18 protein-coding genes are annotated in these 12606 nt (G+C 70.5%); 8 read left to right on the forward strand and 10 right to left on the reverse strand.

The window, feature by feature from the left end; translation table 11 throughout:
* The first annotated feature begins 140 nt into the window (after positions 1 to 140).
* Positions 141 to 569 carry a hypothetical protein gene (locus VGL85_RS04725; protein WP_331586513.1) on the forward strand — a complete coding sequence of 143 codons (429 nt, stop codon included), beginning with the start codon at positions 141 to 143 and terminating at the stop codon, positions 567 to 569.
* An 82-nt stretch (positions 570 to 651) separates the two neighbouring features.
* On the opposite strand, the gene VGL85_RS04730 is transcribed toward VGL85_RS04725, so the two are convergent.
* The 5 genes from VGL85_RS04730 to VGL85_RS04750 all read right to left on the reverse strand — a co-directional run bounded on the left by VGL85_RS04730 (position 652) and on the right by VGL85_RS04750 (position 3412).
* Positions 652 to 912 carry a hypothetical protein gene (locus VGL85_RS04730; RefSeq protein WP_331586515.1) on the reverse strand — a complete coding sequence of 87 codons (261 nt, stop codon included), beginning with the start codon at positions 910 to 912 and terminating at the stop codon, positions 652 to 654.
* A gap of 204 nt (positions 913 to 1116) precedes the next feature.
* A complete protein-coding gene (locus tag VGL85_RS04735) occupies positions 1117 to 1536 on the reverse strand; it encodes a helix-turn-helix domain-containing protein (RefSeq protein WP_331586517.1) in 420 nt (139 codons plus the stop codon).
* Positions 1537 to 1602: 66 nt separating this feature from the next.
* A complete protein-coding gene (locus tag VGL85_RS04740) occupies positions 1603 to 2178 on the reverse strand; it encodes an isochorismatase family protein (RefSeq protein WP_331586602.1) in 576 nt (191 codons plus the stop codon).
* 5 nt (positions 2179 to 2183) lie between these two features.
* On the reverse strand, positions 2184 to 2816 hold the full coding sequence (locus VGL85_RS04745; RefSeq protein WP_331586519.1) for a hypothetical protein: 633 nt from the start codon (positions 2814 to 2816) through the stop codon (positions 2184 to 2186).
* The gene (locus VGL85_RS04750) at positions 2813 to 3412 is read right to left on the reverse strand and encodes a hypothetical protein (protein ID WP_331586521.1); all 600 of its coding nucleotides are present in this window, start codon (positions 3410 to 3412) and stop codon (positions 2813 to 2815) included. The genes VGL85_RS04745 and VGL85_RS04750 overlap by 4 nt, the downstream gene beginning before the upstream one ends.
* A 96-nt stretch (positions 3413 to 3508) precedes the next feature.
* On the opposite strand from VGL85_RS04750, the gene VGL85_RS04755 reads away from it, so the two are divergent.
* The gene (locus VGL85_RS04755) at positions 3509 to 4510 is read left to right on the forward strand and encodes a LysR family transcriptional regulator (protein ID WP_331586523.1); all 1002 of its coding nucleotides are present in this window, start codon (positions 3509 to 3511) and stop codon (positions 4508 to 4510) included.
* 9 nt (positions 4511 to 4519) lie between these two features.
* Here VGL85_RS04755 and VGL85_RS04760 read toward each other — a convergent pair whose 3' ends face one another.
* Positions 4520 to 5272 carry a sulfite exporter TauE/SafE family protein gene (locus VGL85_RS04760; protein ID WP_331586525.1) on the reverse strand — a complete coding sequence of 251 codons (753 nt, stop codon included), beginning with the start codon at positions 5270 to 5272 and terminating at the stop codon, positions 4520 to 4522.
* Between the two features lie 92 nt (positions 5273 to 5364).
* Here VGL85_RS04760 and pgsA point away from each other — a divergent pair, with 92 nt between their 5' ends.
* The 4 genes from pgsA (at position 5365) to VGL85_RS04780 (ending at position 7530) form a co-directional block, all read left to right on the forward strand.
* On the forward strand, positions 5365 to 5982 hold the full coding sequence (pgsA, locus tag VGL85_RS04765; RefSeq protein WP_331586528.1) for a CDP-diacylglycerol--glycerol-3-phosphate 3-phosphatidyltransferase: 618 nt from the start codon (positions 5365 to 5367) through the stop codon (positions 5980 to 5982).
* Positions 5983 to 6066: 84 nt separating this feature from the next.
* Positions 6067 to 6714, forward strand: coding sequence for a glutathione S-transferase family protein (locus tag VGL85_RS04770; RefSeq protein ID WP_331586530.1), 648 nt, complete (start codon positions 6067 to 6069; stop codon positions 6712 to 6714).
* Position 6715: 1 nt separating this feature from the next.
* A complete protein-coding gene (locus VGL85_RS04775; RefSeq protein WP_331586532.1) occupies positions 6716 to 7042 on the forward strand; it encodes a metalloregulator ArsR/SmtB family transcription factor in 327 nt (108 codons plus the stop codon).
* Entirely contained in the window at positions 7039 to 7530 is a 492-nt protein-coding gene (locus VGL85_RS04780; RefSeq protein ID WP_331586534.1) for an SRPBCC family protein, read from the forward strand. The genes VGL85_RS04775 and VGL85_RS04780 overlap by 4 nt, the downstream gene beginning before the upstream one ends.
* Positions 7531 to 7605: 75 nt before the next feature.
* On the opposite strand, the gene VGL85_RS04785 is transcribed toward VGL85_RS04780, so the two are convergent.
* From VGL85_RS04785 to VGL85_RS04795, 3 genes are all read right to left on the reverse strand, one after another.
* Positions 7606 to 8085: a DUF4410 domain-containing protein gene (locus tag VGL85_RS04785; RefSeq protein ID WP_331586536.1), complete on the reverse strand. Its 480-nt coding sequence runs from the start codon at positions 8083 to 8085 to the stop codon at positions 7606 to 7608.
* Between the two features lie 25 nt (positions 8086 to 8110).
* Positions 8111 to 8512 (reverse strand): PEGA domain-containing protein, encoded by a 402-nt coding sequence (locus tag VGL85_RS04790; RefSeq protein WP_331586538.1) that lies wholly within the window; start codon positions 8510 to 8512, stop codon positions 8111 to 8113.
* A gap of 142 nt (positions 8513 to 8654) precedes the next feature.
* Positions 8655 to 10043 carry an L-serine ammonia-lyase gene (locus VGL85_RS04795; RefSeq protein ID WP_331586540.1) on the reverse strand — a complete coding sequence of 463 codons (1389 nt, stop codon included), beginning with the start codon at positions 10041 to 10043 and terminating at the stop codon, positions 8655 to 8657.
* 223 nt (positions 10044 to 10266) lie between these two features.
* Here VGL85_RS04795 and VGL85_RS04800 point away from each other — a divergent pair, with 223 nt between their 5' ends.
* Positions 10267 to 11115 carry a hypothetical protein gene (locus VGL85_RS04800; RefSeq protein ID WP_331586542.1) on the forward strand — a complete coding sequence of 283 codons (849 nt, stop codon included), beginning with the start codon at positions 10267 to 10269 and terminating at the stop codon, positions 11113 to 11115.
* A 2-nt stretch (positions 11116 to 11117) separates the two neighbouring features.
* Positions 11118 to 11696: a hypothetical protein gene (locus VGL85_RS04805; protein ID WP_331586544.1), complete on the forward strand. Its 579-nt coding sequence runs from the start codon at positions 11118 to 11120 to the stop codon at positions 11694 to 11696.
* Between the two features lie 10 nt (positions 11697 to 11706).
* Here VGL85_RS04805 and VGL85_RS04810 read toward each other — a convergent pair whose 3' ends face one another.
* Positions 11707 to 12606, reverse strand: coding sequence for a pirin family protein (locus VGL85_RS04810; protein WP_331586546.1), 900 nt, complete (start codon positions 12604 to 12606; stop codon positions 11707 to 11709).

A 12606-nucleotide genomic window follows, 5' to 3' on the forward strand; every position in this document is an offset into this window, starting at 1 on the left:
TCGTGAGTGAATATCTTGACCTGGACGTCAAGACTGGGCGTTTCCCGCCGCCTCGGGCGGCGCTTGCGTTCGGCCTGGGGCGGTCGCTTTACTGTCCGCGGCTGCGGCGTCGCGCAGTCCTCGCTGACGAGGGTCGTGAGATGGCCATTCTGATCGACCTGCTGCTCTGGCTGCACTTCCTGGCGCTGGCCATGGGCGTCGGCGGTGGCCTGGCGATGTCGCAGGTCGGCCCGCGGCTGATCGCGGCCGCCCCGGCAGAGCGCGAGCCGTTATGGCCGCTGGCCACGGTCTACAGCCGCATCGCCGGGGGCGGATTGGTGCTGCTGCTGATCACCGGGCCGCTGCTGCTCTGGCTGAAGTTCGGCGGCATGGGCGGGCTGAACGACTGGTTCAGGCTGAAGCTGGCGCTGGTCGCCGTCTCGGTGGTGACCATCGGCCTCAGCGAATGGGGCCTGGCCCGGCTGAAGCGCGGCGACGAGGGCGGCGGGCGGCTGATGAGGATCACCGGTCCCCTGACCTTGGTGACGGTGCTGGCCATCGTCCTGGCGGCGGTCTTCGCCTTCAACTGAGACGGCGTCATGGACCGCAGGCATGGAAAAGGCGCCGCAGGCGATCTGCAGCGCCTTCCCGCTTTCGCGGATTCCGTCGGGTCTAGAACTTGATCCAGACGCCGTTGCGCCAATAGCCGCGGCCGCGGTGCTCGTGCCACTTGTAGTGCTCGTCGTGGCCCCACTTCCAGTTGTCGGGGTGCACCGTGATGTTCCACTCGGGCTTGTAGTCGTAGTGGCCCTTCACGTGCCAGCACTGGTTCTCGGCGTTGCAGACCACCTCGGCGGAGGCGGCCGTCGCGCCCAACGCCACGCTGCCGGCGGCGATGGCGGCGACCATGCCGATCTTGATAAGCGTCTTCATGAACATCTCCTCTGTTCGGATGGCAGGCAAACGCGGAGCGCGCGTCAGGGTTTCCCGCATCTCGAGCGATCGGCCGCCGCAGGGGCGGCTTGCCCGGCTGACGAATCTCGCCGGGCGCGGCCAGGCGACCTGCAGGTGGCCTCAGCGGCCGCCGGCGGCTGAACCCGGAATTTCCGCAATGGGCTGCTGCGTGGACCGCGGCAGTCAGGCGCCCCGGCAGGGTCCGGCGCGGTTGGCCAGGCTGCGCACGATGGCCAAGACCGAGCTGCGGGCCTCGCCCTGCGGAACCTTGGCGAAGGCGCGCAGCAGCTCCACGGCGCCCGGAATGGCCAGCAGGCTGTTGAGCTCCGCCTGCAGGGCGTCCTCCTGCGGGGCGTGGTTCTCTTCCTTGACGGTGCGCGCGCCCAGCAGGAAGCCACCCGGGCAGTCGAGCGCGCGGGCGGTCTTCACCAGCATGGAGGCTGAAATCCGATTCGCGCCGCGCTCGTACTTCTGAACCTGCTGGAAGCTGACGCCCAGCTGTTCGGCCAGCGCGGCCTGGCTCATGCCGAGCTCCTTGCGGCGCACGCGGATACGGGCTCCGACGGCCACATCGATCGGATTTGGGCTGACGGCCTCTCCCATTGGCGGCCCCCTCGATTTCGTAGAGCGGAACCGTAACGCGTCAGTCTTGAAACACCAAACAGGCGTTTAGCCTCGCCCGCCGACCACCACCCGCAAGGGCCGCCACGGCCGCAGCAGGGTCTCGGTGGCGGCGGTGCGCACCAGGCTGGGCAGGTGGCCCAGCCGCTGCAGGCGCAACAGGCCCTCCAGCCCCGGCTGTTCGGCCACCGACATCAGGGTGGCGTCGAGGGCCAGGGTCAGGCGCACGCCTAGGCGCGTCGCGTCCACCGCCGTGGCCAGGACCGAGCCGTTGAGCGACAGGCCGCAGAGCACGACCTCGGGCCGGCCCCCGCCGGCGAGGGCGGCGGACAGCTCGGGGCTGGCGAAGGCCGAGGCCTCCTCGCGGTGATAGACCGGCTCGGCTGGGATCGGGGCCAGGCCCTCCGCCGCCCGCCAGGGCGCCTCGCCCGGCCGCGGCCGCCGCGAAATCGCGTGCCCTGCCGCCCAGCCCTGGCCGCGGGCGTGGGTCAACAGGCGCGCAGCGTTGGCGCGCCAAGCGGGGTCCGGACCGCGCACCACGCCGTCGCAGTCGGAGGCTGGGGCAGGGGTCAGCGCGTCCAGGCACAGCAGCAGGACGCCGTCCGCCTGGGGTCGGCTCAGCATCTCGCTCACGCCGCTAGGCCCTGCGCCGCGGTCTCCAGCCCGGCGCCTTCGAGGATTCCGGGCCGGTCCCAGTCGCCCTCGGGCCGCAGCAGCACCATCGGCGGGCTCTGAAGCCCGACCCTGTCGCGGCGCGGCGCAAGCTCGAACTCCATCTCCAGATAGGCGTAGCCGGAGAAGTTGAACGCCGGCCGGCCGGGCCGGCGGCGACCTTTGAAATAGCGCTTCCAGAAGGCCTCGCCGCGCACCTGGGCGTGGCCGATCAGCTTGCGGTAGCCCTTGCGCGCGGCGAGGGCGAAGGCCGCATCGCAGAGCAGCTTCAGGCCTGGACCGCCGCGATGCTCCTTGCGCACGGCCAGGCGTTCGAACTTGGCGAACTCGCCGAACCAGCGCAGCCGCGCCACGCCCACCGGCTCGCGTCCGCAGCGGAGCAGCAGGTGGGTCGCGCCGCAGAAGTCGTTGCCGTCGAACTCCTCGTCGTAGGGGCAGGCCTGGTCGCCCATGTAGACCAGGGCGCGCACGGTCTGGACCTGCAGCATCTCCTCGAGGGTGCGGACCACGCCCACCGAATAGTCGGCGTTGGCGGCGATGGACGGGGCGGCGGCGGGCGCCAGGCGCCGGCTCGAGCGGGTCGGGGTCATGCCGCGATCGCCTCTTCCAGGGCCGGCTGCCAGACCAGGTCATCGGCGCAGCCGGGCAGGTCGACGAAGCCGAGGCGCTCGCGCATCAGCCGATGGCCGGCCTCGGTGGTGGGCCGCGCGAACTTCGGCAGGTGGCCGACGGCGCCGGCCATGATCGCCCTGGCCCCGTCGATCACCCGCCGCGCGGAGGTCTTGGTGGTCGCAGCCACGCCCCAGCCGTAGAAGGCGCAGGCCCGTTCCCCCGGACCGGCCACATGGGCCGCGGCAGGCGACAGCGCGTCGAAGCCGCCTTCCCGGACGGCCTTCAGGCCTGCGGCATTTAGAAGCACGAAGGCCAGGACCCCGGTGAGCGCGCCGTCCTCCCGGGTGGTGTAGAGCGCCGCCTCGCCGCTGAGCGCGTGGACCCGCTCCAGATCATGGGCGGTGACGATTCCTTCGCCGATCAGTTGCGCGGCGAAGGCGCGGGCGGCGCGGATTCCGTCGGTCCGGGCGGGCCTGACGTCGAAGGGAGCAAGGTCCTGCGCCAGCCGGGCCGACAGGCTGGCGGCCCCAGCGGCGGCCCCACTGGCGGGACGGGCGATGGCGGTGTTCTGCATGATGGCGCCTCCTGCTCCGGAGGCTCACGCCAGCTTCACCGCTTGGGCGCCCGCAAAGATTGCAATAGGCTGCCCGCAGATCTGCCGGAGGTGGGGATGGGCGAAATCGCCCGGAGACGAGCGGATTGGTCGTACCTGCGCGTGTTCTTCGCCGTCGCCGAGACGGGGGGGATCAACGCGGCCGCGCGCGCGCTCAATGTGAATCCGTCGACGGTCACCCGCGCGGTGGAGGAGCTGGAGCGCCAGCTCAACGTCACCCTGTTCCACCGCGGCCCCCGGGGCGCGGCGCTGACCGAGGCCGGCGAGGCCGCCTTCCAGCGGGTGCGGACCATGGAGCAGATGGCCGGCGCGCTGGAGCTGGAGGTCGGCGACAGCGAGATCCTGCCGCAAGGCCGCGTACGCCTGGCCGCTCCGGACGGCGTCTCCGGCTATTTCATCACCCCGCACCTGCCGGAGTTCCTGCGGGCCTATCCCGGCATCGACCTTTCCATCGACTGCGGCCTGTGGCCCGACCGGCCGCTGGACGGCGAGGCGGAACTGGCGCTGACCTTCGCCGAGCCCACCCAGCCGGACGCGGTCGCCCAGCCTATCGCCCACGTGCACTACGCCCTGTTCGCCAGCCGCGAATACATCAGCCTCTATGGCGCGCCGGCGAGCATCGAGGAGGTGCTGCCGCACCCCTACGTCCACCACGCCGCCCAGACCCATCAGCGCGAGCTGTGGGGCAAGAAGGTGGAGGCCTGGCAGACCCTGACCCACCGCCGCATCGAGACCAACTCCAGCGCCGTGGTGATCGAGGCGGTGCGCAACGGGGTAGGCATCGGCGCCATGCCGACCTCCATCGCCTCGGTGCTGCCCGACCTGGTGATGCTGGACGTGCTGAAGGTGGGGCCGGCCAAGCTGTGGCTGGTGCACCATCGCGACGCGGTGCGGCCCGCCCGGGTGCGGTTGGTCAAGGACTGGCTGAAGTCGATCTTCGACGCGCGCACGCGGCCGTGGTACCGCGCCGAATTCGTCCACCCGCGCGACTTCGCCGCCGGGCCGCCTCCGCCGGCCGCCGCGCCGGTCGTCGAGCGCAAGCGCCGCCGGGCGCTCTAGGACCGTGGCTCAGCGGGCATAGGCGCGCCAGAAGAAGACCGCGGTGATGCTCGCGGCCAGAGCCAGGGTGCCCCAGCGCACCAGGGCGGCGGGCAGCCGCTTTCCCAAGTGGGCGCCGAGGTAGCCGCCGACCAGGCCGGCGGGCGCGAACCAGGCCGCCTTTTCCCAGTCCACCGCGCCGGCCAGCGCGAAGTAGATCACCGCGGCGGTGTTGGCGGCGCTGACCAGCAGGGTGCGCGGCGCCTGCAGGGCCTTCAGGTCGCCCGCGCCGGCCACGCTCCAGAAGGCCAGCATCATCAGCCCGACCGCGCCGCCGAAATAGCCGCCGTAGATCCCGAGCAGGAACTGGGCGGCGACGATCACCGCGACGGGCGCGGGCCGCTCGCCCCGCAACGCCTCGCCCAGCCGCCGCGCGAAGGCCAGCGCCAGGGTGGCGGTGAGCAGCAGCCAGGGCAGGATGCCGTCGAACAGGCGGCTGGGCGTCGCCAGCAGGATCACCGCGCCCAGCAAGCCGCCGACCACGGTCACGGCCGCCAGCAGGCCGAGCGGCGCGCCGCACACCGGCCCGCGGTCGGCGCGATAGACCCAGACGCTGGCCAGGCCGCCGGGATAGAGGGCTAGCGTGCTCGTCGCATTGGCCGTCACCGAGGGCGCGCCCACGGCGATCAGCGCCGGCAGGGAGACGAACGAGCCGCCGCCCGCCAGCGCGTTCATCGCCCCGGACAGCAGGCCCGCGCCGATCAGGATGGGGATGGATTGCACGGGGGCCAATCGATCACTTCGGCGGTAGGGAGGAAAGCCCCGAACCGCTAAGCTTGGCGGAACGAACCGCCCAATCCGGACGCTCCGAGCCCATGAAGTCGCTGCCGAACATCCTGACCTCGATGCGCCTGGTGCTGGCGCTGTTCATGTTCGTGGCCCTGGCCGCGGCGGCGGGCGCCGTGCCCGGCCTCTCCGACCACCTGGAGCCGCAGGTGCAGTTCGCCCTGCAGCGCTGGGCGCTCTACGCCTTCGTGGTCGCCGCGGTGACCGACTTCTTCGACGGCTGGCTGGCGCGCAAGATGAACGCGGTCAGCGTCTGGGGCGCGATCCTCGATCCGATCGGCGACAAGGTGCTGGTCTGCGGCGCGATCCTGGGCCTGATGTCGCAAGGCGCCCAGCCCCTGGTGGTGCTGCCGGCCGGTCTGATCCTGTTCCGCGAGTTCACGGTGAGCGCGCTGCGTGAAGTGGGCGCGGGCAAGGGCGTGAAGCTGCCGGTGACCCTGCTGGCCAAGTGGAAGACGACGCTGCAGCTGGTGGCCCTGGCCTTCGAGCTGTTCGTCGCCGCCTGGGGCGCCTTCGGCCTACCGGACGATCCGGGGCTGCGCAACCCGATGACCTATGTAGCCCACGGCCTGTTCTGGCTGGCGGCCCTGGTCACGATCATCACCGGCGCCCAGTATTGGGAGCAGACCCGCAAGGCGCTGAGCTAGCCTTCCTCCCGCTGGGAAGAAGGAGGCTTGCGTCGCCGCTCGCGGCCTGATACTTAGGTAATCACTTAAGTATGGAGCCCGGCCATGGCCCTGACCCTCTGGTACCACCCGCTGTCGTCGTTCTGCTGGAAGGTGCTGATCCCGCTCTATGAGGCGGACATCGCCTTCACCCACCGCGAGGTGCAGCTGTTCGATCCGCAGGATCGCGCGGCGTATCTGAAGGTCTGGCCACTGGCGAAGCTGCCGGTGCTGACCGACGACGAGCGCGGCGAGACGGTCCCGGAATCCAGCCTGATCATCGAATATCTGGCGCGGAAGTATCCTTCCGCGGCGAGCCTGCTGCCGGCCGATCCGGACGCCGCGCGGCCGGTGCTGATCCGCGACCGGGTGGCCGACAACTACATCCACGCCCCGTTCTTCGCGATCGTCGGGGAGCGGCTGCGCGACGGCCCCAAGGACCCCTTCGGCGTGGAGCAGTCCAAGGCCGCGATCGCCCGGGGCTATGACGCCCTGGCGCCGCTGATCGAAGGCCCCTGGGCCATGGGCGAGACCTTCACGCTCGCCGACTGCGCGGCCTTTCCGGCGCTCTACTACGCCGACTATGCAGTGAAACTGGATGAGTGGCCGACGCTGCGGGCCTATGTAGATCGGCTGAAGACCCGACCCAGCGTGGCGCGCGTGCTGAAGGAGGCCGAGCCGGTCTTCCACATGTTCCCGCTGAAGGACGGCTGAGGTGGGGCTGGACGCCACCTTCCAGGCGCTGGCCGACCCCACGCGCCGGGCCATGGTCGAGCGGCTGACGCTGGGGCCGGCCTCGGTGAGCGAACTCGCCCGGCCCTTCGAGATGTCGCTGCCGGCGGTGGTGCAGCACCTGGCGGTGCTGGAGGCCAGCGGCCTCGTGGCTTCCGAGAAGCTGGGCCGGGTGCGCACCTGCCGAATCGAGCCCGCCGCGCTCAGCCTCGCCGAGCATTGGTTCAACCAGCGCCGGGCGGAGTGGGAAGACCGCTTCGACCGCCTCGGCGACTACCTCAAGAAGTACCCGGACGGAGACCCCAGATGAGCACCGACATCGCCCTCGATACACACGTCAAGCGCAGCGTGGCGCACGGCATGTTCACCATCGAACGCACCTATCCGGGCGTGACGCCCCAGCGGGTGTTCGACGCCTTCGCCAGCGTCGAAGGCAAGAACGGCTGGTTCACCGCGCCCAACGAGATGTGGGACATCGCCGAGCGGACCATGGACTTCCGGGTCGGCGGCCGCGAGCGGCTGGTGGGCAATTGGAAGAGCGGCATGGTCACCGCCTTCGACGCCATCTACCTCGACATCGTGCCCGGCGAGCGGATCATCTACACCTACGCGATGCATCTGGACGGGCGGAAGATCTCCGACTCGCTGGCGACCTTCGAGTTCAAGGCGGCGGGCGGCGGCACGGCCTTCCGGATGACCGAGCAGGGCGCCTTCCTCGACGGCTATGACGACAACGGCAGCCGCGAGCGCGGCAGCCTCGGCATCGTCGACAAGCTCAGCGCCTATCTGGAAGGCTAGGCGGGACGGCGTCGAACGGACGCCGCGGCGCATCGGCCGGGGCGTCCGCCGTCGTGGGTTATTTGGCCAGGGTGACTATTTGGCCAGGGTCTGGGCGATGCTCTTGGCGGCGGCGTTGATCAGCCCGGCTTCGTGATCGGTCACGGCGCCGAGGCCGCCCGGGTTGGACTTGCGATCGACGTCGAACTCGCGCAGCACCTTGCCCGAGGGATCCTTGACGGTGACCGCGATGTGCAGGCGGTCGCTGCCGGCCAGCATCCCGCCCAGGGCCCGCACCGCGTTGCTGACCTCGCGGTAGTCGACGACGGTGAACTCGACATTGGCCGGGCTGCCGCCGGCGTTGTGCCCGGCCTCGGTCTGGATCGCCTGGGTCAGGCGCGGCAGCAGATCGCCGGGCGCGTTTTGCGCCGTGACCTTGCCTTGAACGGCCTGCACGGCGATCGCCCCGCCGGCGCCGCCCGCGATGCCGGTTCCCGGCTTTTCGGTGACGTTCGTCGAGCAGGCGGCCAGCGCGAGCAGCAGCGGCGCAGCCGCGATGATCTTGAATTTGGACAACAGTCTTCCCCCTTAAAATGCCGGTCTACGGCTGGTTCGCTGGTTGCGGTTCATCCTTCTCGAGCGTGACGCTGAGCGGATTGGGCACGAGGTCCAGCATGGCCCCGCTGGCGGCGTCGCCGACCGCGCCGATGACGCCGCCCAGGATGACGTTGCCGGCCATGGCGGCGCCGCCCGAGCTGGCCACATGGTGCGTCACATGGCCGGTCCAGGTCTTGTAGCCGACCTTGCTGATGGTCACGTCGAACTCGGCCTTGCGGCTCATCTTGAAGGTGCAGGGCGTCTGGTCGCAGCTGAAGAAGTTCGAGGTGCGGACCGTGGCGCCGACGGGCGTCGTGTTGACGGTCCAGGTGTCGGTGGTGCCCCGCGTGATCGTCGCGCAGCCCGCAAGCAGCAGGCCAACGCCTGCGAACACCAGATGCTTCACGCCGTCCCCCCCGAGTCGCGTGATCACCACATAAGGTTACATTTCAAGCCCTGGCAACCATGAAAAGAACCGGTTGCAATTGACATGGACGGAAAGGATTCCCGAGGCCAGCCAAGGGGCCGGCGACACCGATCGCCTCAGCTCAACACTCCGCCAGGTTGACCGCCAGGCCGCCCAGCGAGGTCTCCTTGTAGATGGCGCTCATGTCCTCGCCGGTGCGCTTCATGGTGGCGATCACCTTGTCGAGGCTGACCGAATGCTGGCCGTCGCCCAGGAGCGCCAGGCGCGCGGCGTCGATGGCCTTCACCGCGCCCATGGCGTTGCGCTCGATGCAGGGGATCTGCACCAGGCCGCCGATCGGATCGCAGGTGAGGCCGAGGTTGTGCTCCATGGCGATCTCGGCGGCGTTCTCCACCTGGGCGTTGGTGGCGCCCAGGGCCGCGGCGAGGCCCGCGGCGGCCATGGAGCAGGCCACGCCCACCTCGCCCTGGCAGCCGACCTCGGCGCCGCTGATCGAGGCGTTCTTCTTGTAGAGCGAGCCGATGGCCGCTGCGGTGAGCAGGAAATTCCGCCGCCCCTGCGCCGTGCCCTGATGGAAGCGGTCATAGTAGCGCAGCACCGCCGGGACCAGGCCAGCCGCGCCATTGGTGGGGGCGGTCACCACGCGGCCGCCGGCGGCGTTCTCCTCGTTCACCGCCAGCGCCCAGAGGTTCACCCAGTCGAGCGCGGCCAGCGGGTCGGCGAGGCGCTTGTCGGCGTCGGACATCAGGGTCTCGCGCACCTGGGCGGCGCGGCGCTGCACCTTCAGCCCGCCGGGCAGCACGCCCTTGGCGTGCATGCCGCGGTCGATGCAGGCGTACATGGCCGCGGCCACCTCATCGAGGCCGGCGTCGATCTCGGCGTCGGCCCCAGGTCCCGGCCGGCGCGCGCGTTCGTTGGCGCGCATCACCTCGGCGAAGGTGAGGCCGGCGTCGCCCGCCATGGCCAGCAGTTGTTCGCCGGAGTCGAACGGGTAGGGGACCTCGACCAGGGCGGAGGCTTCCGGCGGGGTGTTCAGCCCCATCTCGCCCTCGTCGCGCACGAAGCCGCCGCCGATGGAGAAATAGGTGCGTTCGACGAGCTGGGCGCCCTTGGCGTCGAAGGCCGTGAAGGTGAGCGCATTGGGATGTTGCGGCAGGCGCTTGCGGCCTTCCCAGAGGAGATCGGTCGCCTCGTCGAAGGCGATTTCGTGGCGTCCGGCGAGGTTGAGCTTGCCCTCGGCGCGGACGACCTCGACGACTCGTTCGGCCTGGTCGGGATCCAGGGTGCGCGGCTCGAAGCCACTGAGGCCCAGGATCACCGCGCGGTCGGTGGCGTGGCCGCGGCCGGTGAGCGCCAGCGACGCGTAGAGCGTCACCCGCACCCGGGCCGTGCGCCCGACCTTCGGCCCCAGCCGTTCCAGGAACCGCCCCGCGGCGGTCATCGGGCCCATGGTGTGGGAGCTGGACGGACCGACCCCCAGCTTGAAGAGGTCGAAGACGCTGACGTTCATGGCGGCTGATGTAGCCAGTTCCGGCGCCTAAAAACAGGGCGCCTATCGCGCCGCCACAGGACCCGCGCTCGGCGGGAGGTTGACGCTGGTCCTCTTGCTCGCGAGGCGAGAGTCTGGATAGCTTGTTATCCGGCCGACGCCATTGGAGGGGGTCCGGCCATTGGGGGGAACCATGCGAACGTCATTCACACGCGGCCTCGCGGCCGTCGTCGTCGGTCTGTCCATGTCCGTCGCGACCGCCGCTGCCGCAGATTCCAAGAACATCCTGGCCGAGTCCGCGCGCAGCATCGAGGGCGGCCGCTCGGTTTCGGTGCTGGTCGCCCAGGACGAGCTCAAGTCGGACATCAACCAGTCCAGGGTCGCGGTCGCCGGCGGCGGCGGCCTGCTGCTGGCGCTCATCGACGTGAAGGTGAACTCCGACCGGGCCAACCGCGCCGAGCGGGAGATCAAGCCGCTGCGCGCCGCCTTGACCGGTTTCGACGCCGATGCGCTCGCCAAGGACACCACGGCCTCGGCGCTCGCCAAGCTGGCCTGGTTCCAGCCGGGCGCGGTGACCTTCGGCCGTGACGCCACCATCCAAGGCCTCAGCGCCGCGCTCGACGCCAGCGCCGCGCCGCAACAGGCGATCTTCCAGTACAGCTACGACGCCGTGCCGGATTTCTCGGCCCTGCGGGTGACCCTGACCATCCGAATCGCCAACAAGGCGCTCGCGGCCGGGCAGAAGCCGGAAAGCCGGCTGGCCCCCAAGGCCCTGGTCTACAGCCAGCAGATCGTAAGCGTCATCGCCCTGCCGTCGCCGTCGAAGGATGGCGAGGAGAACGCCGTCCAATGGACCGCCGACAACGGCAAGCTGGCTCGTGCGGCGTTGACCACCGGCTTCACCCAGATCGGCGTGCTGATCCCGCGCGCGCTTGAGAAGAGCCAAGCCGACGTGGACGCCCTGAAGCATGGCAAGCGCACCGGCGATCAAGGCACCCACCTGACCGGCTGGCCGATGGACAACGCCGCCGACGGAACCGTGCTCTACGACTACGACGGCACGATCTCCCACTTCAAGACCGTCGGGCAGTAGGGGTGCGGCGGACCGGGCGGGGCCCCGCGCGCGGCGGCCCCGCGCTCGCCGCGATGGGCCTGGCGCTGGCGGCCTGCGCGCCGTTGGAGCCGATCACGGCGAGCGGGACGTTCCAGGACCACCTTCCGGCCAGGGCTCCGGCCCCGGCTGGCGGCTGCGCCGTGAACATCACCGCGGTGGCCGACGCGCGGACCTCGCCGGAGATCCTGGGGATCGTCGGCCGGGCGGTGAAGGCACCGTCGGACACCCAGGCCTGGCTGCGCTCGATCCTGCAAGGGCTCGGCAGCCGGGGGTTTCAGGTGGGGTTCGCGGCCGCGCCGGAGCCGGAAGCGATCAACATGCAGGTGCGGCTGGACAAGGCCTGGCTCACCGGCACGGCCACCAACAAGACGGCCAATGTGGTGGTCCATGTCCGGGCCGAACGCGCTGGCTCGGCGCCGCTCGAAGCCGACTATCGCGGGGCGCTGACGGTGATGAACTGGGCCTCCACGGCGGCGGAACTGCAGCGGTTGGCCGACACCGCCTTCGCCAAGGCGCTGGACGAAATGACGCCGCCGCTGAAACGGCTTTGCCCGGTCTGAGGGCCGGGTCTCAGCTCATCGGGTTGGCCGGCGGCGGCGGGTCGCCGGGCAGCGGGATGAACTCCTGGTCGTCGGCGTCGGGCAGCTTCATGCGCCCGGCGCGCCAGTCGGCCTTGGCCTGTTCCAGGCGTTCCTTGGACGAGGAGACGAAGTTCCACTCGATGAAGCGCTGGCCCAGCGGCTCGCCGCCCAGCAGCATGACGATGGCGTCGGTCTGGGCGGTGAACACGACGGCCTGGCCCGGGGCGAAGATCGCCATCTGGCCGGCGCTCAGGACCTGGCCGTCCACCTCGACCGACCCCTGGGCGACATAGGCGGCGCGCTCCGGATATTCCGGCTGCAGGTCGGCCCGGGCCCCGGCCTTCAGTCGCCAGTGGACGTAGAACAGCGGCGAATGGGTCTTCACCCGGGCCTCGGTGTGGAAGGCCTTGCCGGCGATCAGCCGCGCCCAGAGCCCGCCGTCCGGACTTTCGTAGGTCGGCAGGTCTTCGGCGCCATGGTGGGCGAAGGCGGGATCGGTCTCCTCGGCCGCCTCGGGTAGGGCGACCCAGGCCTGGATGCCGTGCATGCTCCCGCCGCGGGCGCGCAGGTCCTCGAACCGCTCGGAATGGGTGATGCCGCGTCCGGCGGTCATCCAGTTGACCTCGCCGGGGTGGATCACCTCGGTCGAACCCACGCTGTCGCGGTGGGTGATCGCGCCGTCGAAAAGGTAGGTGACCGTCGAGAGCCCGATGTGCGGATGGGGCCGGACGTCGACGCTTTTCGGGAAGCCCGGCTGGAAATCCACCGGCCCCATGTGGTCGAAGAAGATGAAGGGTCCCACCATCCGGCCGCCGCCGTATGGCAGGAGGCGGCCGACCTCGAAGCCGCCCAGGTCGCGGCGGCGCTGGTCGATGATGCGCTCGATCAT

The organism is Phenylobacterium sp. (assembly GCF_036501465.1).
In the GTDB taxonomy this organism is placed as follows: domain Bacteria; phylum Pseudomonadota; class Alphaproteobacteria; order Caulobacterales; family Caulobacteraceae; genus Phenylobacterium.